19 protein-coding genes are annotated in these 19567 nt (G+C 70.9%); 3 read left to right on the top strand and 16 right to left on the bottom strand.

What is annotated here, in order from left to right; genetic code table 11:
* Nucleotides 1–156: 156 nt before the first annotated feature.
* Complete coding sequence (locus ACYVF4_RS09700; RefSeq protein ID WP_460722116.1) at nucleotides 157–1806, top strand: sensor histidine kinase; 1650 nt, start codon at nucleotides 157–159, stop codon at nucleotides 1804–1806.
* On the top strand, nucleotides 1803–3005 hold the full coding sequence (locus ACYVF4_RS09695) for a hypothetical protein (protein ID WP_460722114.1): 1203 nt from the start codon (nucleotides 1803–1805) through the stop codon (nucleotides 3003–3005). The genes ACYVF4_RS09700 and ACYVF4_RS09695 overlap by 4 nt, the downstream gene beginning before the upstream one ends.
* A 9-nt stretch (nucleotides 3006–3014) precedes the next feature.
* On the opposite strand, the gene truA is transcribed toward ACYVF4_RS09695, so the two are convergent.
* The 12 genes from truA to infA form a co-directional block, all read right to left on the bottom strand.
* Nucleotides 3015–3881 (bottom strand): tRNA pseudouridine(38-40) synthase TruA, encoded by an 867-nt coding sequence (gene truA / locus ACYVF4_RS09690; RefSeq protein ID WP_460722112.1) that lies wholly within the window; start codon nucleotides 3879–3881, stop codon nucleotides 3015–3017.
* Nucleotides 3882–3950: 69 nt separating this feature from the next.
* Nucleotides 3951–4790 carry a universal stress protein gene (locus ACYVF4_RS09685; RefSeq protein WP_460722110.1) on the bottom strand — a complete coding sequence of 280 codons (840 nt, stop codon included), beginning with the start codon at nucleotides 4788–4790 and terminating at the stop codon, nucleotides 3951–3953.
* A 94-nt stretch (nucleotides 4791–4884) separates the two neighbouring features.
* The gene (locus ACYVF4_RS09680) at nucleotides 4885–5976 is read right to left on the bottom strand and encodes a hypothetical protein (protein ID WP_460722108.1); all 1092 of its coding nucleotides are present in this window, start codon (nucleotides 5974–5976) and stop codon (nucleotides 4885–4887) included.
* Between the two features lie 26 nt (nucleotides 5977–6002).
* On the bottom strand, nucleotides 6003–7436 hold the full coding sequence (locus ACYVF4_RS09675) for a mechanosensitive ion channel domain-containing protein (RefSeq protein WP_460722106.1): 1434 nt from the start codon (nucleotides 7434–7436) through the stop codon (nucleotides 6003–6005).
* A 3-nt stretch (nucleotides 7437–7439) separates the two neighbouring features.
* Nucleotides 7440–9695, bottom strand: coding sequence for an adenylate/guanylate cyclase domain-containing protein (locus ACYVF4_RS09670; protein WP_460722104.1), 2256 nt, complete (start codon nucleotides 9693–9695; stop codon nucleotides 7440–7442).
* Nucleotides 9696–9768: 73 nt separating this feature from the next.
* A complete protein-coding gene (locus ACYVF4_RS09665) occupies nucleotides 9769–10827 on the bottom strand; it encodes a GNAT family N-acetyltransferase (protein WP_460722102.1) in 1059 nt (352 codons plus the stop codon).
* Nucleotides 10828–11102: 275 nt separating this feature from the next.
* Nucleotides 11103–11693 (bottom strand): 50S ribosomal protein L17, encoded by a 591-nt coding sequence (gene rplQ, locus ACYVF4_RS09660; RefSeq protein ID WP_460722100.1) that lies wholly within the window; start codon nucleotides 11691–11693, stop codon nucleotides 11103–11105.
* A gap of 45 nt (nucleotides 11694–11738) precedes the next feature.
* Entirely contained in the window at nucleotides 11739–12728 is a 990-nt protein-coding gene (locus tag ACYVF4_RS09655) for a DNA-directed RNA polymerase subunit alpha (RefSeq protein ID WP_460722098.1), read from the bottom strand.
* Between the two features lie 150 nt (nucleotides 12729–12878).
* Nucleotides 12879–13277, bottom strand: coding sequence for a 30S ribosomal protein S11 (rpsK, locus tag ACYVF4_RS09650; protein WP_251451638.1), 399 nt, complete (start codon nucleotides 13275–13277; stop codon nucleotides 12879–12881).
* A gap of 32 nt (nucleotides 13278–13309) precedes the next feature.
* Complete coding sequence (rpsM, locus tag ACYVF4_RS09645; RefSeq protein WP_460722096.1) at nucleotides 13310–13684, bottom strand: 30S ribosomal protein S13; 375 nt, start codon at nucleotides 13682–13684, stop codon at nucleotides 13310–13312.
* 209 nt (nucleotides 13685–13893) lie between these two features.
* Nucleotides 13894–14010, bottom strand: coding sequence for a 50S ribosomal protein L36 (gene rpmJ / locus ACYVF4_RS09640; protein ID WP_005050492.1), 117 nt, complete (start codon nucleotides 14008–14010; stop codon nucleotides 13894–13896).
* Nucleotides 14011–14072: 62 nt separating this feature from the next.
* A complete protein-coding gene (gene infA / locus ACYVF4_RS09635) occupies nucleotides 14073–14294 on the bottom strand; it encodes a translation initiation factor IF-1 (RefSeq protein WP_005050493.1) in 222 nt (73 codons plus the stop codon).
* A gap of 153 nt (nucleotides 14295–14447) precedes the next feature.
* Here infA and ACYVF4_RS09630 point away from each other — a divergent pair, with 153 nt between their 5' ends.
* Nucleotides 14448–16013, top strand: coding sequence for a DUF2142 domain-containing protein (locus ACYVF4_RS09630; RefSeq protein ID WP_460722093.1), 1566 nt, complete (start codon nucleotides 14448–14450; stop codon nucleotides 16011–16013).
* 7 nt (nucleotides 16014–16020) lie between these two features.
* On the opposite strand, the gene ACYVF4_RS09625 is transcribed toward ACYVF4_RS09630, so the two are convergent.
* From ACYVF4_RS09625 to secY, 4 genes are read right to left on the bottom strand one after another with little or no spacing between them, the layout of a single operon-like run.
* Nucleotides 16021–16704 carry a DsbA family protein gene (locus ACYVF4_RS09625; protein WP_460722091.1) on the bottom strand — a complete coding sequence of 228 codons (684 nt, stop codon included), beginning with the start codon at nucleotides 16702–16704 and terminating at the stop codon, nucleotides 16021–16023.
* 23 nt (nucleotides 16705–16727) lie between these two features.
* Nucleotides 16728–17567, bottom strand: coding sequence for a type I methionyl aminopeptidase (map, locus tag ACYVF4_RS09620; RefSeq protein ID WP_460723108.1), 840 nt, complete (start codon nucleotides 17565–17567; stop codon nucleotides 16728–16730).
* The gene (locus ACYVF4_RS09615; protein ID WP_460722089.1) at nucleotides 17567–18172 is read right to left on the bottom strand and encodes an adenylate kinase; all 606 of its coding nucleotides are present in this window, start codon (nucleotides 18170–18172) and stop codon (nucleotides 17567–17569) included. The genes map and ACYVF4_RS09615 overlap by 1 nt, the downstream gene beginning before the upstream one ends.
* On the bottom strand, nucleotides 18169–19491 hold the full coding sequence (secY, locus tag ACYVF4_RS09610) for a preprotein translocase subunit SecY (protein ID WP_460722087.1): 1323 nt from the start codon (nucleotides 19489–19491) through the stop codon (nucleotides 18169–18171). Before secY ends, ACYVF4_RS09615 begins: the two co-directional genes overlap by 4 nt.
* Nucleotides 19492–19567 lie beyond the last annotated feature (76 nt).

Here is a 19567-nt window from a genome sequence, read left to right as displayed (position 1 = left end):
CAGCCGGGTCCGAGCCGCCTGGGTCCAGCGTGCCGGGCCGACCTCAAGAACCCGACGTCGTCGCGCCAGGGCTCGCGCAAGAAAGCCACAAGGAAAACACGGTGGCGTGCGCTGAGGTGCGCCAGACACCGCCCGCCCCGCCGCTACAATCCGAGAATGACCGGGAAGCAGTCGGGCGCGGCCTGGGATGCGCCCGACTCCCGTACTCGGTCCATCTGGCTCACGCAGCTCACGCTGGCCGTCAGCGTGGTGGTGCTGATCGTCGCGATTCTCATCATCGACCCACAGCTGTTCGCGCACTGGACCGTGGCCACCGGCATCCTGCTGATCCTGCTCGTGACGGTCGCGACCCTCGCCGCACCCCGCCGCTGGCTGGCCACCGACAACGTCATCGTCATCCCCTTCGCCGACGCGCTGGCGGTGGCGATCGTGGCCTACGACAGCGGCCTGCGCTTCTGGGCGTTCTGGATCTTCCCGGTGATGTGGGTCGCGATGAGGTTCTCCGCGCTGGCCCTGGCGGGGCTGCTCGTCGGGATCGGCGGGGCGATGCTCCTCGGGTCGGGCGCCGACTCGCCGCTGCAGATCATCATCTCGCTGCTGGCGCTGTCGTTCCTGGGGATCACCGCCCATCTGGCGATGCGGGCCGCGAAGGCTTACCGCACGCTGATGCGCCGGCAGGCACACCGCCTGCAGGCGACCCTGGATCGCAGCTCCCGCGAGGAGCGTCGACTGAGCGACCTGCTGAACGGACTGGACACCGCGGTCGCGCGGATCTCGTCATCGGGTCGGATCCTGACCACCAACGACGCCTACGTCCGCCTCTACGGGCTTGACCCGCACGACATCACGCAACCTGCGCGCTCGGTCGAGTACGACACGGACCGAGGGATGCCGCTTCCCGCCGTCCAGCGTCCGATCGCGCGCGCCGCGCGGGGCGAGAGCCTGACCGATCTGCGAGTGTGGCTGTTCACGCTCGACGGGCAGTGGCGAGCTCTGTCCATCTCGACCAAGCGCGAGAGCGACGACGAGGAAGGTCGCACGCTGCTGTTCGTCCACGACGTGACGGAGGTGGTGCTGGCCGAACGCGAGCGGCGACGACTGGCGGCCATCGCCTCGCACGAACTCAAGCATCCGCTCACCGCCGTCCTCGGCTACGCCGAGCTCGCCCTGGAGGGCGACCAGCTCACGCCTCGCACGCGAGATCAGCTGGCCAGCATCCACCGGGCCAGTGAGCGGATGCTGGAAATGACCACGAAACTCCTCGACCCCTCGCGGCCGGCCCCATCACCGGCGCCCCGCCGGCTGGATCTGCGTGAGATCGTGCGGGAGTCGGTGGAGACCTTCACGGTGGCCGCGAGCGCCAAGGATGTCGCCCTCGCCGCCGAACTCGCCGAGGATCTGCCACTCGCCGGCGACGCGTTCCGGCTGCGCCAGGTCATCGACAACATCGTCAGCAACGCCGTGAAGTACACCCCCCGCGGCGGGTACGTCTGGCTCAGCGCCGGGCGCGAGGGAGCCGAGGCCGTCGTGTCGGTCACCGACACCGGCATCGGCATCGAGCAATCCGATCTCGCGAGCGTCTTCACCCCGTACTACCGGACCGCGAAGGCCATCGACAGCGCCCCGGGCACCGGTCTGGGGCTCGCAATCAGCCGCGACATCGCCGTCGAGCACGGCGGGTCGCTGACCGTGGACAGCGAGTTCGGTGTCGGGACCACGGTGACCCTGCGGCTCCCGTCCGCCGACGCGACCCCGCCGCACCCCCCGTCCCTTCCCCCGGATCGTCCCCGGGCGGCGAGCGCATGACCGCCCACGAGCTGCACGCGGTCCTCGCGGGCGACGTCTCGGCGGTGGGGCTGGCTCTCGCCTTGATGACCACCCTCGCCACGATCTGCGCCTTCGGGTTCGGATTCCTGCTGCGGCCGACGCAGGCGAATCTGCTGTGGTCCGCCGCGATCGCCCTCGCGGCGGTCGCTTCGTGCGGCGTCGTCGCCGCCGACGCCGTACCCTCGGAATCGCTGCGCCTGGGCGCCCTGGGGCTGTTCGCGGGTCTGCCCGCTCTGGTGTGGTCAGGCGCCCGATCGCAGCGCGGCGCGCGTCCGTTCGTCTGGATCGGACCGGTGATGGCGGGGTCCGGCGTCGCGGCCATGCTGGCCAGCGGCGACGAGTCCGGGATCGGTCCGGTGTGGCGGCTGGCGGTGCTGGCGGCATCCGTCTTCAGCGCCCTCGTCGTCGTCGAGTGGATCCGCTGGTCCGCGCCCCGCGACCGGTTCACGGTGCCTCTCGTGGTGGCCTCGGGCCTGTACGCGGTGATGAGCGTGACGGGCACCATCGCCGGCGTCGCGGGTCTGGCGGGATGGCAGCCTGATGCGGGCACCGTGCGGCTCGTGCGGATCGCGTTCATCATCCTCTACCTCGCCGCCGTGCTGCTCGCCGTCGTCGGTCCGGCGCTGCGGGCACTCGTCCGCGCGCGCCGCATCCGCCCGAGCAGCGCCTGGGACGCCTTCGAGGAGCGGGCCCACGCCACCCTCGTCCGCGGGCAAGAGACCGGCACTCCGTGGTCGCTGGTCTACGTGCAGGTGGACGACGCCGACGAGGTGCGCCAAACCGCCGGCGCCCCGGAGCTGTCCGCCGTGACCGGCCGGATCGAGCGCGCCCTTCAGGCGGCGTTCCCCGACGCCCAACTCGCCTCTCCCACACCCGGAGTCGTCGTCGTCCTCGCCCCGGGTCCGAACCCCCAGATGCGCGAACGAATCCGGTCCGCTCTCGCCCGCATCTCGCGGCTCGCCCCCTACGGCCGCCTGCCGGTGCGGCCCTCGGCGAGCGCGGGCTGGGCGCCCGCGTCCTCGGTCGGCTACGACCTGACGGTGCTGCTCTACCTCGCCGCGCAGGCCGCCGCCAACGCCGAGGACAAGGGCGGTGACCGGTGGGAGCGCGTCGGACCGGCGACGGTGCTCGGCACGGCCGAGCCCACCGGTGTCACGGCCCGCATGCTCCGTCGCTGACGGCCGCCCTCACGCGTCCTCGCCGTCCCGGTCCCGGCGGGCGCGGGTCTGCTCCGCGCGGGCCGCGAGCAGCTCGTCGGCCGGGTACCCGACACCGGTCAGGGTGAGTCCCCGCGCCGCGAGGACCTTCACCTCTGGCACCCGCTCGCGCTCGTCGCGGATGTCGGCGACGTCGGCGACGGAGAGCCTGCCCTCGCCGACCGCGACGCACGCGCCGACGAGCGCACGCACCATGCTGTGGCAGAACGCATCGGCCCTCACGTTCGCCACGAGCACGCCGTCGCCGGCGCGCCGCCAGTCGAACTCCAGCAGCGTCCGGATGGTCGTGGCCTCGGGGCGCGGCTTGCAGTACGCCGCGAAGTCGTGCAGCCCGATGAGGCTCCTCGCCGCGGCATCCATCGCCGTCCCGTCCAGCGCCGCGCGCACGGTCGTCGTGCGATGCCGCTCGAGAGGGTCGTAGCCGCTCGTGCGGTCGGCGATGCGGTACTCGTAGCGGCGCCAGGTGGCCGAGAACCGGGCGTCGAACCCGGCGGGGGCGACGCGCGTGCGCACGACCGCTGCGTCGGCGTACTGGCCCAATACTCCGCCGACCCGTGCGGCGAGCGCCGCGACGGCGCGGTCGGGGTCATCGGCGTCACGGCGGTTGCGGGCCAGCAGCAGCCGCTCGCGCTGCGCGTCGTCGAGGTCGAGGTGGGCGACCTGGTGGCTCGCGTGCACCCCGGCGTCGGTGCGGCCGGCGACGACCAGCCGCGGCTCCCCGCCGATGATGCGGCCGAGGGCGTCCTCGAGGGTGCCCTGCACGGTGCGCAGGCCCGGCTGCCGTGCCCAGCCGCGGAAGTGCGTGCCGTCATAGGCGATGTCGAGCCGGATGCGCACCAGGCCAGCCTATCCGCGCCCGCTCGCTCCCCAGATGCGAGCGGGCGCGGCCCCAGCCCCCGGCCCCCGTCAGCGGACGATCGCCGTCGTGCTCTTCAGGCGGTACAGCATCTGCTCGCTGACCGAGCCCAGCAGGAACCGTGCCACGACCCCGCGGCCGTGGGAGCCGAGGACCGTCAGCCGGGCGGTCGCCGCGTAGCGGCTCAGCACGTCGGCCGGACACCCCTCGTCCACGTGCTTCTCGACCTTCAGGTCGGGATAGGTCTGCGGCAGGCCGGCGAGCGAGATCGCCTGCGCCTCTTCGGCGAGGTGATGCAGCGACTCCATGTACGTGGCCGGGTACAGCCCCGGCGAGCGCGGCACCTCCATGGGCTGCCAGGCCGTGACGGCCACCAGCGGCTCGCCCAGCCGGTCGGCCTCGGCGGCGGCGAACGCGATCGCCTTCTCGCTGAGCTCCGACCCGTCGACGCCGACCACGACGCCCGCGCGCTCGCCGTTCTCGGTATCGGGCACGACGACCACGGGACAGTGGGCGCCCGCGCTGATGCGGATGCCGTGCAGCCCTCGCGCAGGACCCCGGCCGCCGACGTGGTAATCGCTGCCGATCACCAGCAGCCCGGCATCCTTCGACGCCTCGATGAGCTTGGCGACCGGGTTGCCGTGGTCCACGCGCGTGGTCACCGGAATGCCGTGATACCGGATGCTGTCCGCCTCGGCCGCGAGATGCTCGGCGGTCTCGGCCTTCATCTCGGTCACCAGCGACGCCTCACCGACGACGCCGACGGCACCGCCGATGATCCGGAACAGCTCCAGCGGCGCCCGCCGGGCGGCGGCGCGGTGCGCCGCCCATTCCACGGCCCGGCGTCCCGCATCCCCGGGAACGACACCGACCAGGATTCTCTCGGTCATCTCGCTCACACTCCTTCGCGCTCGTCCTCGGGATCGACGCTACGGGGCGCGCGGGAGCGGGTTCAGGGCCGAAAGGCCCATCGACCTCGCGAGATCATCCCTCCACGACGAGCAGACCCGCCGCGACGAGGTCGTCGAGGGCGGCGGCCACCGCGTCCTCGGGACGGGACCCCGGCGGCACGCCGTGGGCGTCGACGGCGACGCGGGTGAGCCCGGCGAGCGTCGCGCCGTCCGCGGAGCGCCACAGCGCCGGTGCGATCCCCGCGAGGACCCGCACCGTGCCCCGGCCCCGCTCGTCGGCGCTCAGGACCGCGATGCGATCGGGATCGTGCAGGTCGATGCGGTCCACCCACGGCGCGCGCCGATAGCGGGAACCGGTCGAGGAGCCCGTCGCGGGGGTGGCGGCTGCGGTCGGCGCGGGCTCCCAGGGCACGACCGTCGCCGCGCCCGCCGCCAGCAGCTGATCGATCACCGGCACCAGGTCGCCCGCCTCGCGGTACACCAGGCGCCGCACGCCGCCGACGGCGGTCACGAGCGCGGCGATGAGCCGCAGCGGGGACTCGGTGCGCGACAGGAAGCTCGACTGCCCCACGAGCTCTGCCAGGGCGTCGGCGAGTTCGACGCCCTCCACCAGAGGCGCGCCGACGTGCTCGGGCCGGCGGTCGAGCAGGGCGATGGCCGCGACCCGCAGCGGCGCGTCCGGCAGCGGCACGAGCTCCGCCGACGAGGGCGCGATCTGCCGCTTCGGCTTCGCCGGGTCCTCGATCACCGACAGCGGCTTGCGGTAGGGCCGCACCCCGCCGGACTCGTCGATCGCGACGGTCTCGTCCGACACGTACGAGAACGTCCGGCCCAGCGTGCGCGAGGCCGTCGTCTTCCCCCGGCCGGACGGACCGACCAGCACCACGACATCGCCGGTCGCGCCGGCGAGCCCGGCGGCGTGCAGCATCCACACCCGTCCGTGCGCGGCCTCGATCGCGGCGAGGGTCACCGACTGCGACAGGGACGACAGCACCCGTTCGACCGGGCCGGATGCCGGGCGCACCACGACGTCCGGCGTGGCGCCGGCAGGGCTCACGGCATCCGCCCACGCCTGCCGGACGGCGTCGGCGCCGGGCTCGTCCAGCGCGCCCAGGTCGATGCCCACCCGCACACCGACCGCGTCGACGCACAGGATCTCGGGCACACCCGAAGCCTAGGGCCTGAGGCGCCTCAGCCCAGCACGCGCCGCCCGAACGGCAGTCGCTCACCCACCGCCTGCAGCGCCACGCGCGCCTGGCGGACCCGGTTCTCGCTCTCGCGGACGAACTCACGGGCAACGACCGGATGCAGCCGCACGATGTCGTCGAGGACCGAGACCGGCAGCACCACGGCGTCCACCTCGCTGGTCGCGACCGCCCGCGAGATCGTCTGCGTGCGGCTGAGCGCGGTGATCCCCACGACATCGTCCGGACCGAGCTGGGCGACCTGCACGAACCCGTCGGCCTCGGTCGGGATGCCGAGGACGACCGTGCCCGACAGCAGCACGCGCGCCTCGGCGGGGACCACCCCGGGGACGAGGATCGACTCGCCCGCGCAGTAGCGCTCCAAGCGCGCGTGCGCGGCGAGCGCCTCGGCCTCGGCGGGCTTGAGGCTGAGGGTGGGCGCGACCCGGCGCAGCGCCTGCTGCAGCCGCGCCGGCGTGCGCCAGTCGTCGGTGTCGTCGGCGTCCAGGTGCAGCTCGGCCCGCCGCGCGGCGTACCACAGCCGGGTGAGGAAGGCGTTGCGGACGGCGTCCTCGTCGCCGGGCGTGCGCAGCGGGATCGCCACGGTGTAGGCCGAGCCGGGCAGGGCGGCCGCGGCGGGCTCCGCCTGCGGCGAGACCAGCGGGATGTCGCGGGCGACCTGCACCAGCAGCTCCCGCACGCGGCCCGGCGGGTCGTCGCTGCCGAAGGCCACCTCGATCACCGTCGCATAGGGCTCGGGGCTGCGCGACAGGTTCGTGAAGGCCCCGCCCGCCAGCTCGCCGGTGGGGATCACGAGGGTGCCGTTGCCGGTGTCCAGGTGCACCGCACGCCAGTTGACCTCGACGATCCGGCCCCGGGTGCCGTCCACCTCGAGCCAGTCGCCGAGCTCGAACGGCGCCTCGAACACCAGGAACAGCCCCGACACGATCGACCCGACCGCGTTCTGCAGCGCCAGGCCCACCACGATCGAGGTGACGCCGAGGGCGGCGAAGACGCCCGCGACATCGGCATCCCACACCCACCAGAAGACCGCCGCGATCCCCAGGATGATGAAGACGAAGCGGATCAGGTCGCTGAAGATCGTCGGGAAGCGGTCGCGCCACGACCCCTTCTCGGCGCGGTGGAACACCAGATGGTTCACCGCGTTGATGGTGACCACGATCACGAGCAGCCCGAACACCGTCCAGATCACCCGCGGCCACGTGCCCTCGCCCTGCCACGCACCCGGCTGGCTGATCAGCACGAGCACGCCGGCCACCGGCACCAGGTAGTTGCGGACCATCAGGACGATCGGCGCCGCACGGCTGCCCCGCCGCGCGAGCGCGTTGTGGAACTCCGTCAGGCCGATGAGGGCGACCGGCAGGCCGACCGAGACGATCACCGCGGGCCAGAACCACGGCTGCGCCACGATGCCGTTCACGGCTCACCCCTCCACGACGGGAGCGGGGACCTCGACGCGCCACACCCGCTGCCCGCCGGTCTGCGTCTCGACCTCTCCGGCGGGTACGAGCGAGAACGACTCGGGCAGCCGCTCGGCGACGCGCTGGGTGAGGTAGATGCCGGGTTCGCTCGAGTCGCCCTGCACGCGGAACGCGAGGTTCACGGCATCCCCCCACATGTCGTACACGACGCGTGCCCGCCCGATGAGTCCGCTGGTGACGCGCCCCGAGTCCAGGCCGGCGCGCAGGCGCAGCCCCACCCCCTGCTGAGCCGAGTAGCGCTCGAGGATCGTCTGCAGCTCGACGGCGAAGTCCACCGCGCGGCGGGCGTTGTCCACCCGCGGGGTCGCCAGACCGCAGCTGGCGAGGTACCCCTGCCGCGTCGTGCGCACCCGCTCGACGCCGTGGCGCTCGGCGGCCTCGTCGAACGAGCGGATGAGGTCATTGAGGCGCGCGACCGCCTCTTCGCTCGACATCGTCAGGGCGAGCTCCTCGAACCCGACGATGTCGGCGAAGACGACCGTGACGTCGTCGCTGTCCTGCGTGATCGCGTCGTCGCCGTGCTTGTAGCGGGCGGCCATCCCCTCGGGCATGAACGACAGGATGAGGCGCTCGTTGGCGCGCTCCTGCTCGTCGATGAGGCCGGACTTCACCTGCAGGCTGCGGCTCATGTCGTTGAAGGCGCGCGCGACATCGGCCAGCTCGTCGCTGGAGCCGGCGTCGACCTGAACGCCCTCCTCGCCCGCGGCGATCCGCTGCGCCGCCGTCTTCAGCCGCCGCAGCGGCCGAACGAACACCTGGGCGAGCACGAGCGAGAGCAGGCAGACGAAGATGATCATCGCCGCCGTCGACAGCAGCAGATTGCGCGTGAAGTCGTCGACGGGCACCATCGCCTCGGCCGTCGTCTCCTGCGCGATGATCCCCCAGCCGAGCTCGCCCACGCCCAGCGGGGCATACGCGATGAGGCTCTCGCGGCCCAGGTAGTCACGCCCGACGAGCGTTCCGCTCTCGCCGGCCAGAGCGCGCGTCACGGCATCCCCCGTCACGTTCTGATGCAGCAGCGTGTTCCCCGTCTTCACCCCGAGCGCCGCCTGCGCGGGCGGCAGGCCGGCGGCCACGGCCGCCGCGACGTACGCCTCGGGATCGTCCTGCAGCTGACGCGAGACCGACCGCATCGTGCCGTCGGGGCCGACGAGATAGGTCTCGCCCGTCTCGCCCAGCCCGTTGAGGCGCCACTGGCCGCCGACGGTCATCACCTCGTTGATGCGGTCGATGGGCAGCTCGATGGCCAGCGCCCCCAGCACCTCGCCGCCGTCGGCGATCGGGGTCACCGCCCAGCCGGCAGGCGTGCCGAGGCTCGGGTTGTACGCGGCGAAGTCGGCGACCACCACCTCGCCGACGATGTTGCCGCCCATCACCTGCCGGTACGCCTCGGCGAGGTTGGACAGCCGGTACGGACCCTCGAACAGGTCGGTCCCGAGATCCACCCCCTTGAACGCCGTGTACACGACGTTCCCCCGGGTGTCGATCATGAGGACGTCCTCGAACTCCTGCAGCCGCGTCATAGCGCGGTAGTAGTCGTGGAAGCGCTCATGGGCGGCCGACCACGCGCTGCCGTCGCCGGCGTCGTCGGTCTCGATGGCGTCCTCCCACGTCTCGTGCGGGATGACGTAGTGGTACTGCAGGTAGCGCTGGGCTGCCGAACGCGGCGCGAAGGTCGCACCGTCGACCTCTTCGCCGGTGGCCTCGGCCAGCCGCGCCGCGAACGTGTCGCGGTAATAGGCGTCCACGGCCGCGGTGGCCGCGGCATCCGCCGGTTCGTCCTCGAGCTCGGCGAAACCCGCGGCGAACGCGCGGGCGGCCTGGATGCTCGTCTCGTTGCGGGCGCCCAGGGTCACGGCGTTCTCGATCGTGGCCACCAGCTGCGCCACCTCGCGCGTGCGGTTCTCACGGATCTCGACGAGCTTCTCGTAGGCGATGGCCCGCAGCGCCTCGGTGCCGTTGAGGTACCCGATGACACCGACGACGATGCTCGAGAGCACGCTCACCGACAGCAGCATCATCAGCAGGATGGAATAGATCGACAGCCCCGGACGCACCCTGCCGCGCGGCGTGCCCACCCATTCCGTGGGAGCCGCGTCGATGTGCTGCGCCGTCGTCCCCGACACGATCCCGCCACCCCCGTCCGCGCCCGCGGGGCGCCACAGAAGGACCGGCCCCGAGCCCTCGAGGCTGGCCATACCCTAGCGCCGGGCGTGGCCCCGCGATAGAGGGGCGGCGGCGGGGGGCCGCGGGCGCGGGACGGGTGCTCCGCTAGAACTCGCGGGTCAGCACGCGGTCGCGCTCGGTGGCGACGAAGCCGAGCCGCTCGTACAGCGCATGGGCGCCGGTGGGACTCTCGGTGTCCACGTCGAGGACCGCCTTCTCGAGCCCGGCATCCGTCATCGCCCGCAGCGTGCGCGCGATGACCCGCGGGGCGAGACCCTCGCCGCGGTGATCGCGGACGACCCCGATGAGGTCGATGTAGGAGTTGCTCGCGCCGAGGGCCTGCCAGTCGTCCTCGTTCACCGACGCCAGGCAGAAGGCGACGATCCGGCCGTCGGCGTCCAGCGCGAGCGTCGACAGGTCGGGACGCAGGAACGCGCCGCCGACGAACTGCGCCCAGCGCTCGGGGCTCGAGGGGAGGCTCCCCCAGTGATCCCGGAAAGCGTCGTTGCGCGCCCGGCGCATGTCCTCGGCGCGGTCGGCGGTGTATGCCGCGAACGTGATGCCGTCCGGGTCGGGCAGGTCGGGCACGGGAGCGGTGTTGTCGCGCACCATCGTGGTGAACCACCGGGCAGTGCGAAGGCCCACACGCTCGGCGAGGACGACCGCGCCGTGGTTGCGCTCCCCGGCATACAGCGCGACTTCGCCGGGCACCGAGGAGCCGGACTCGGCCAGCTGCTGCATCGCCCGCGCGTACTGCCAGCGGACGACCTGCTCGCCGATCCCCCGCCGTCGCCACTGAGGGTGGACCGCGCCTTGCAGGTACGCCTTGACCTTCGTCGTGGTGTCGGGATGCCGCATCACCGTGCCGACGGCGACCACCTGCCCGTCGTCGGCCACGGCGAGGATCGTGTCGCGGGCGTGGTCGACGTCGGGAAGCTCGAACGTGTCGGCCACATCCTCGCGCGGGGTCACCCACGTGGGGTGATCGACGCGGTCGGCGGCGGCGAGAACCGCGTGGATCGCGTCCACGTCGTCGCGCGATGCGCCCCGCCACGTGGCGATGCCGGGATGCTGCGGAAGGCGCGGGCCGGTCACCTCGACCCCCGCCGCCGCGAGCCGCTCGGCGAGGGTGGCGGCGGCATCCGTCGTCGGGTCGGCACTCACCCGGCCACCCTACCCGCGCGTTCCCCTCCCCGCGTGCGCCCCTGCCGTGCGCCCCTGTGCGCGTCCCCCGCTCGCGTCACGGATCACGTGATGCTCTCGAGATCACCCGCTATTCGCCGTCCTTTGCGGGTGATCTCGTACCGATCACGTGATCCGTACACAAGAGAGGGCCGGATGCCGGGGGCTCGGGCGCGCGTCAACGACAAGACCCGCACCACGCGGCGGTGGTGCGGGTCTCGGCGAAGATCCCGGCGGCGCTCAGCGCCGCATCCGGATCACTCGGACTTCTTGTCCTCGACAACGGCGTCCTCGGCCGCCGCCTCGGCGGCCGCGCCCTCCTCCTGCGACTCCGCGCCGGCGTCAGCGTCAGTGTCCTCGGCGGGAGCCTCAGCGGTCTCGTCAGCGGCGGTCTCGTCGGCCGGGGTCTCGACGACCTCGTCCTCGGCGGGCGCCTCGGCGGCGGCCTTCTTCGACGAAGAGGACGACGACTTCTTCGGCTTGGCGTTCACCGGCTCGAGCACGAGCTCGATGACGGCCATGGGGGCGTTGTCGCCCTTGCGGTTGCCGACCTTCGTGATGCGGGTGTAGCCGCCATCACGGTCGGCGACCAGCGGAGCGATCTCGGTGAACAGGACGTGCACGACTTCCTTGTCACCGATGACCGACAGCACGCGGCGACGAGCGTGCAGGTCACCGCGCTTGGCGAAGGTGATCAGGCGCTCGGCGAGCGGACGCAGGCGCTTGGCCTTGGTCTCGGTCGTCTTGATCGACTTGTGGGTGAACAGCGCGGCGGCCAGGTTCGCCAGCAGCAGACGCTCGTGTGCGGGACCGCCTCCGAGGCGGGGACCCTTCGTGGGCTTGGGCATTCTCAATTACTCCAGTGGGAAAAGTCGGTCGGGGGGACGAACTGCTCAGACGTTCTCGTCGTCGTAGCCGCCGTAGAAGTGCGCGCCGTCGAACCCGGGAACCGAGTCCTTCAGCGACAGGCCGAGCGAGACGAGCTTGTCGCGCACCTCGTCGACCGACTTCTGACCGAAGTTGCGGATGTTCATGAGCTGGGTCTCGCTCAGGGCGACCAGCTCGGACACGGTGTTGATGCCCTCGCGCTTGAGGCAGTTGTACGAGCGGACCGACAGGTCCAGGTCCTCGATCGGCATCGACAGCTCGTTCGACAGGACGGCCTCGACCGGCGCGGGGCCGATCTCGATACCCTCGGCCTCGACGTTCAGCTCGCGGGCGAGGCCGAACAGCTCGGTCAGGGTGCGACCGGCCGAGGCGACGGCGTCGCGCGGGGCGATCGAGGGCTTGGACTCGACGTCCAGCACGAGCTTGTCGAAGTCGGTGCGCTCTCCGGCACGAGTCGCCTCGACGCGGTAGCTGACCTTGAGGACCGGCGAGTAGATCGAGTCGACCGGGATCTGACCGGCCTCGGCGTACTCGTTGCGGTTCTGGGTCGCCGACACGTAGCCGCGGCCGCGCTCGATGGTGAGCTCGAGCTCGAACTTGGCGGTGTCGTTGAGCGTCGCGATGACGAGGTCGGGGTTGTGCACCTCGACACCGGCGGGCGCCGAGATGTCGGCGGCGGTGACCTCACCGGAGCCGGTCTTGCGCAGGTACGCGGTGATGGGCTCGTCGCGCTCACTCGAAACGACGAGCTGCTTGATGTTGAGGATGATCTCGGTGACATCCTCCTTCACGCCCGGGATGGTGCTGAACTCGTGCAGGACGCCGTCGATGCGGATCGACGTGACAGCCGCGCCGGGGATCGAAGACAGGAGGCTGCGACGCAGCGCGTTGCCGATCGTGTAGCCGAAGCCCGGCTCCAGCGGCTCGACGACGAAGCGGCTGCGGAACTCCCCGATCTTCTCCTCGGTCAGAGTGGGACGCTGTGCGATGAGCACTATGTGTTCCTTTCGATCACGTGCCCGCTATATGACACGTGCGGTGGGTGAGGTGTTGAGTTTTATCCGGGATGCCGGTGCACCGGCATCCGTCACACATACGGGTGGCCGGGCGCCGGGGTGGGAACCCCGGCAGCCCGGCACACGAGATCAGACGCGGCGGCGCTTGGGGGGACGGCAGCCGTTGTGAGCCTGGGGGGTGACGTCCTGGATGGACCCCACCTCGAGGCCGGCGGCGGTCAGCGAGCGGATCGCGGTCTCGCGGCCCGAACCCGGACCCTTCACGAAGACGTCGACCTTCTTCACGCCGTGCTCCTGAGCCTGGCGAGCGGCCGACTCGGCAGCCATACCCGCGGCGTACGGGGTCGACTTGCGCGAGCCCTTGAAGCCGACGCCACCCGAGGACGCCCAGCTGATGACGGCGCCCGAGGGGTCGGTGATCGAGACGATCGTGTTGTTGAACGTCGACTTGATGTGGGCCTGGCCCACGGCGATGTTCTTCTTCTCCTTGCGACGCGGCTTGCGCGCAGCGGTCTTGGCCTGTGCCATGTTCGTGTTCTCCTAAACCAGGGGGCGCCGGACTAGCGCGCCTTCTTCTTGCCGGCGACGGTGCGCTTCGGGCCCTTGCGGGTGCGCGCGTTGGTCTTGGTGCGCTGGCCGCGCACAGGCAGGCCGCGACGGTGGCGCAGGCCCTCGTACGAGCCGATCTCGACCTTGCGGCGGATGTCGGCGGCGACCTCGCGGCGAAGGTCACCCTCCACCTTGTAGGTGCCCTCGATGTGGTCGCGGAGCGCGACGAGCTGGTCGTCGGTGAGGTCCTTGACTCGGATGTTCTCGTCGATCTCGGTCGCAGCCAGGATCTCGTTCGAGCGGGTACGGCCGATGCCGTAGATGTAGGTCAGGGCGATGACCACGCGCTTGTCGCGCGGGATGTCGACGCCGGCGAGACGTGCCATGCGGCTCTCCTAGGAGTGTCGTGGAGGTGTGGAGCAGGATCGGTGCCCGGGCCTCCGCCCGAGGTGTCCCCCTTGCGGGTTCTGATCCTGCCGATGAGGAGTATTCAGTTGTTCGTTCGCGGGGGCTTCGTCTCGGTCGCCTGCGGCGGCCTCGCTCAGCCTTGACGTTCGCGTGTCAACGCGGCTGCGCCGCCTCGACACGACTCACGTCAACCCTGGCGCTGCTTGTGGCGCGGGTTGGACTTGCAGATCACCATGACGCGGCCGTGGCGGCGGATGACCTTGCAGTGGTCGCAGATGGGCTTGACGGAGGGGTTGACCTTCATGATTTCCTGTTTCGCTGTCTTCGCCTGACGGATCAGCCCGCGGCGTTACTTCTCGACCGGTCTCAGCGGTAGCGGTAGACGATGCGGCCGCGGGTCAGGTCGTAGGGCGACAGCTCCACGACCACGCGGTCCTCCGGGATGATGCGGATGTAGTTCTGCCGCATCTTGCCCGAGATCGTGGCGAGAACCTTGTGACCGTTGGTCAGCTCGACGCGGAACATCGCGTTGGGCAGAGCCTCGGACACGACGCCCTCGATCTCGATGACACCGTCTTTCTTCGCCATACGCTCGCTAACACTTGTGCAGACCGGCCGGTCTGCGGTGGATGGGATTGCGGTGCACGGACACGCCGAGAAAGGCGCAAGGCACCAAAGATCAAGAGTACGTGATATCGGATGCCGCGGCAACTCGGGTCCGACTGCTAGCGTCTGCCCAAGATGATGCGCGAACGGGCGAAGGGCCTCTTCCGGGAAGTCAGCGAAGCGCAGCTGTGGGGTGCGGTCGCTGCTACTGCGATGCTCGCTGCCGCGTTGCTTTCGTGGGCAGTGGTCACACCCGGCATGCGAGGGCCGGATGAGCCGAACCACATCGCGACGGCAGTCGAGCTGTTCGAGACGGGCGAGTATCCTCCGCCCGGCACGTCTCCTTTCCCCGTCAGCGTGCGCGCCTCCTACCCGTGGTTCGGCTTTCCCGGTGCGCAGGAGGTCTTCCCCTCAGCCGGTCCGGTCGGAACCCTCCCTGCCGAACCGCCCTCTCTGAGCGAGCTCCGCATCGCGGGCGAAGCGACGGCAGATGCGTCCGTGACGAATCAGATCACGCAGCACCCGCCGCTCTACTACATCCTCCTGGCCGGATCGATTCATGCCCTCTCCCTGGAGGAGACTGCCGTCACGGGTGCCGTGATGATCATGCGTCTGCTCAGCGGCGCGCTCCTGCTCCCCATACCAGCGCTGGTCGGTGCGACGTGTCGCCGGCTGGGGTTGCCGCCCACCGCGCAGCTGGTCGCGATGTTCGTTCCGGCCGCCTGGATCCAGTTCTCGCACATCAACGCCCTCGTGGGCAACGGATCGCTGCTCATCCTCGCCTCGACGGTGTCGCTGGCGCTGATGGTGCGCGTCGCGACGGGGGACATGCGCGTGCGCACGGCTCTGATGCTCGGGGGCGCGCTGGCATGCGCGCTGTGGACGAAGGGCTACGCCCTCGCCCTGCTCCTGCCGGCGCTCCTGGCCTATGCCTGGCGGTGGCGCGCGGACCGCGGACGAATCTGGTTGCCGATGCTGTCGGGGGCTCTCGTGACCTGCCTCGGCCTGATCTGGTACGTCCGAGCGCTGATCTCCCAGGGGACCCTGCAGCCGACCGCGCACCCTGACCGGGTGATCCCCTTCGCCTGGGAACCCCTCGTCCCGTGGCTCGGGCGCTTCGCCCACGATCTCTCCGGGTCGATGTGGATGAATCTCGGGTGGCTCGAGACGCCGGTCCAACCCGCAGCGCTGCACATCGCCGCGAGCCTGGGCGCGATCGCGATCGGGGCCATCGGCGTGTGGCGCCTTCGCCGCAGGCCCGTCGTCGTCATCATCCTGTTGGCGGCGATAGCCCTGACCCTCGCGATCTTCGCCGTGGGCAGCGCACGTCACTGGCTGTGGAACGGCACCATCCGCGCAGCGCAGGGCCGCTACCTCCACGGGACGGTCCTCGCGTTCGCCGTGCTGATCGCGGCGGGTCTTCCCCGACGGCGATGGGTCGCGATCGGGGCTCCCGCACTGGCGGCCCTGGCCGTGGTCGCGGGGGTCGTCTTCGGGGTTCGACACTTCTGGCAGGACGCTTCGATCCTGCGAGCGGCCGAGGCGTGGCCCGCAGGCGGCGCCGCACTCGCTGTCGCCGCGGCACTGCTCCTCGGCTCGCTGGCGGCGGGAACCGTCGCGGCGCTGCGCTCTGCGGAAGAGGAGACCGTCGGACCGCTCAGCGCGCCTCCGGACGATGCGCGCGGCGCCCTCGGCGACTGAGTGGATATCAGTCGAACAGCGAGGCGAGGTCCGCCGGCTGCGGCAGGTCGCTGTTGGCGATCGCCTCGCCGTTGACGGCGATGGTCGGGGTCGCGATGCCGGCCTGACCGGGCTGGACCGGGGTCTCCTCGGTCATGTCGGCGACGTAGCCGACGTAGGCGCCGTCGTTGACGCAGCCGCTGACGTCCTCTGCGGTCAAAGACCGGGCGATCTCGATCATCTGCTCGTCGGTGAGGCCGCTCGAGCCCTCTGCCGGCTGGTTCGAGAACAGCGCCTGCATGAAGCCGAGCGCCGCATCGGCATCCGCCTCGGCGACGCAGTACATCGCATTCGCCGCACGCGTGGAGTACTCCGTGCCCTGCGAGTAGCGGTCGAGGATCGAGATGGGGTGGATGCCGAGGGTCGCGGTGCCGTCGTCGACGAGACCCTGGATCGACTCGCCGTACGCCTGCTCGAACTGGTTGCAGACGGGGCACATGAAGTCGATGTAGGTGTCGAGGCGGTTCTCGCCGTCGCCGATCAGGATGGCGCCGGTCTCGGCCTCGATGTTCTCGGCCTGGGGAGCCTCACCCGGCTCGTTCGCGGCGTTGTTGAGCGTCACCACGAGCACGGCCACGAGGGCGAGCGCGACGACGACGCCGATGCTCACCCAGATCGCGAACCAGTTCGTCTTGCGAGCCTGCGCAGTCATCCTCTTCCTTCCGCCGGTTTCGATCAGGCGATCGGGCGCGGGGTCACGCCGAACGCGGCGAGCTCCGCCGCTCCCCCGTCGGGTGCCGTGAGCACCCAGATCCCGTCCTCGTGCACGGCGACGCTGTGCTCCCAGTGGGAGCCCGCGGTGCCGTCCAGGGTCGAGACCGTCCAGTCGTCGTCCTCGACGAACGTCGCCTGGTCGCCGATGACGACCATCGGCTCGATCGCCACAGCCAGTCCCGGCCGGACGTCCGCGCCCCGGTCGGGGATGCGGTAGTTGAAGATCGACGGCGACTCGTGCATCTTGCGTCCGATGCCGTGACCGACATAGTCCTGCAGGATGCCGTAGCCCGCCTCGGGCGCGTGGGCGGCGATGTAGTCCTCGATCGCCGCGCCCACCTCGCCGAGGTGCGACGCCGTGGACAGCGCCGCGATGCCCGCCCACAGCGACCCGCGCGTGACCTCGCTCAGTCGCTCGCGCTCGGCGACGAGCTCGGGCCGCTCCGGATCGGGGACGACGACCGTGAACGCCGAGTCGCCGTTCCACCCCTGATACTCCGCGCCGCAGTCGATCGAGAGGATGTCCCCCGGCTCGAGGGCGCGGTCCCCGGGGATGCCGTGGACGACCTGCTCGTTCACCGACGCGCAGATGGTGTGGCGGTACCCGCGGACGAGCTGGAAGTTCGAGCGCGCGCCGCGCGAGACGATGACAGCGGATGCCGCGGCATCCAGCTCAGCCGTCGTCACGCCCGGCGCGATCAGCGCGCGGACGGCATCCAGCGCGGCCGCGGTGATGAGCCCGGGCTCGACCATCGCCCGCAGCTGGGCGGGGGTCTTGTAGATCGAGCGGCGCAGCACGATCAGGCCGCGGCGGAGCGCACGAACCCGCGCGCCTCGAGCGCCTTCACGATCCGCTCGGTGATCTCGTCGAGCGAGCCGACGCCGTCCACCGCGTCGACGATGCCGCGCTCGCGGTACACGTCGAGGATGGGCGCGGTCTCGCGCTCGTAGATCGCCAGCCGGTTCGCGATGACCTCTTCGGTGTCGTCGGTGCGGCCCTGCTCCTGGGCGCGCAGCGACAGCCGCGAGATCGACTCGTCGCGCGGGACGCTCAGCTCGATGACGGCGTCCAGCGCCTCACCGCGGTCGGCGAGGAAGGCGTCGAGGTCGCGCACCTGGCCGAGGTTGCGCGGGTAGCCGTCGAGCAGGAACCCGCCCGCGGCATCCCCCTCGGACAGCCGCTCGCGCACGACGGCGCTGGTCAGCTCGTCCGGCACCAGGTCGCCGGCCTCGATGATCGCCTTGACCTGCTGGCCGAGGTCCGAGCCCGCCGAGACGGCGGCGCGGAAGACGTCGCCCGTCGAGATGGCGGGGATGCCGAGCGCCTCGGCGATGCGGACGCCCTGCGTGCCCTTGCCCGAGCCCTGCGGCCCGACGATGAGAAGTCGTGCGTGGGTGGTGGTCATCGAAGAAGCCCCTCGTAGTGGCGCTGCTGCAGCTGCGCGTCGATCTGCTTGACCGTCTCGAGACCCACACCGACGATGATGAGGATCGAGGCGCCGCCGAACGGGAAGTTCTGGTTGGCGCCGACGGTGGCCAGGGCGATCAGCGGCAGCAGGGCGATGAGGCCCAGGTAGATCGACCCCGGCAGGGTGATGCGGGTGAGGACGTAGTCCAGGTACTCGGCCGTGGGCCGGCCCGCGCGGATGCCCGGGATGAAGCCGCCGTACTTCTTCATGTTGTCGGCGACGTCGACCGGGTTGAAGGTGATGGCGACGTAGAAGTACGTGAAGCCGACGATCAGCAGGAAGTAGATCGCCATGTACAGCGGGTGGTCGCCCGAGACGAGGTACTGCTGGATCCACGCGACCCACCCGGGCACGCTCTCGCCGGCCTGCGGCTGGTTGAACTGCGCGATGAGGGCGGGGATGTACAGCAGCGACGAGGCGAAGATGACGGGCACGACGCCGGCCATGTTCACCTTGATCGGGATGTAGGTGTTGGTGCCGCCGTAGGTGCGACGGCCGACCATCCGCTTGGCGTACTGCACGGGGATGCGGCGCTGGGACTGCTCGACGAAGACGACGAGGGCGATCACCAGGATGCCGACGGCCAGGACCAGCAGGAAGACCTCGAAGCCGCGCGACTGCCAGATCGCCCACAGCGAGCCGGGGAACGCCGCGGCGATCGAGACGAAGATCAGCAGCGACATGCCGTTGCCGACGCCGCGCTCGGTCACCAGCTCGGCGAACCACATGATGAGGCCGGTGCCGGCGGTCATGGTGATGATCATCAGCAGCTGCGCCCACCACACGTCGTTCGTGAGCAGCTGCTCGCACTCGGGGACGCCGGTGATGCCGAACAGCTGACCGCTGCGGGCCACCGTGACCAGCGTCGTGGACTGCAGCAGCGCCAGCGCGATCGTCAGGTAGCGGGTGTACTGCGTGAGCTTGGCCTGGCCCGCCTGCCCCTCCTTGTAGAGGGTCTCGAAGTGCGGGATGACCACGCGCAGCAGCTGCACGATGATCGTCGCGGTGATGTAGGGCATCACGCCCAGCGCGAAGATCGACAGCTGCAGCAGCGCGCCGCCCGAGAACAGGTTGACCAGAGACAGCAGACCCTCGGTGCCCGCGCTCGCGTTGAGACACGACTGCACGTTGGGGAAGTTCACGAACGGGGCCGGGACGTGGGCGCCGAGTCGGTACAGCGTGATGATGGCAAGGGTGAATGCGATCTTCCGACGAAGGTCGGGCGTACGGAAGACCCGCGCGATGGCGCTGAACAAGAGGATGCCTCCAGATGGGATGCCGGGCGCACGGGGCGCACCGACGTCCAGGGTAACGCAGAGGGGGCCGGAGCAA

It is taken from the genome of Microbacterium aureliae (assembly GCF_054780155.1).
This window is presented reverse-complemented; position numbering and strand designations above follow the sequence as displayed.

Coding starts and splice junctions, on each gene's coding strand:
- ACYVF4_RS09685 (WP_460722110.1), bottom strand. CDS start 4,790: ATGACCGAGAGAATCCTGGTCGGTGTCGTTCCCGGGGATGCGGGACGC.
- ACYVF4_RS09615 (WP_460722089.1), bottom strand. CDS start 18,172: ATGACCACCACCCACGCACGACTTCTCATCGTCGGGCCGCAGGGCTCG.
- ACYVF4_RS09670 (WP_460722104.1), bottom strand. CDS start 9,695: ATGGCCAGCCTCGAGGGCTCGGGGCCGGTCCTTCTGTGGCGCCCCGCG.
- infA (WP_005050493.1), bottom strand. CDS start 14,294: ATGGCGAAGAAAGACGGTGTCATCGAGATCGAGGGCGTCGTGTCCGAG.
- rpsM (WP_460722096.1), bottom strand. CDS start 13,684: ATGGCACGTCTCGCCGGCGTCGACATCCCGCGCGACAAGCGCGTGGTC.
- rpmJ (WP_005050492.1), bottom strand. CDS start 14,010: ATGAAGGTCAACCCCTCCGTCAAGCCCATCTGCGACCACTGCAAGGTC.
- rpsK (WP_251451638.1), bottom strand. CDS start 13,277: ATGGCACAGGCCAAGACCGCTGCGCGCAAGCCGCGTCGCAAGGAGAAG.
- rplQ (WP_460722100.1), bottom strand. CDS start 11,693: ATGCCCAAGCCCACGAAGGGTCCCCGCCTCGGAGGCGGTCCCGCACAC.
- ACYVF4_RS09700 (WP_460722116.1), top strand. CDS start 157: ATGACCGGGAAGCAGTCGGGCGCGGCCTGGGATGCGCCCGACTCCCGT.
- ACYVF4_RS09630 (WP_460722093.1), top strand. CDS start 14,448: ATGATGCGCGAACGGGCGAAGGGCCTCTTCCGGGAAGTCAGCGAAGCG.
- ACYVF4_RS09625 (WP_460722091.1), bottom strand. CDS start 16,704: ATGACTGCGCAGGCTCGCAAGACGAACTGGTTCGCGATCTGGGTGAGC.
- ACYVF4_RS09695 (WP_460722114.1), top strand. CDS start 1,803: ATGACCGCCCACGAGCTGCACGCGGTCCTCGCGGGCGACGTCTCGGCG.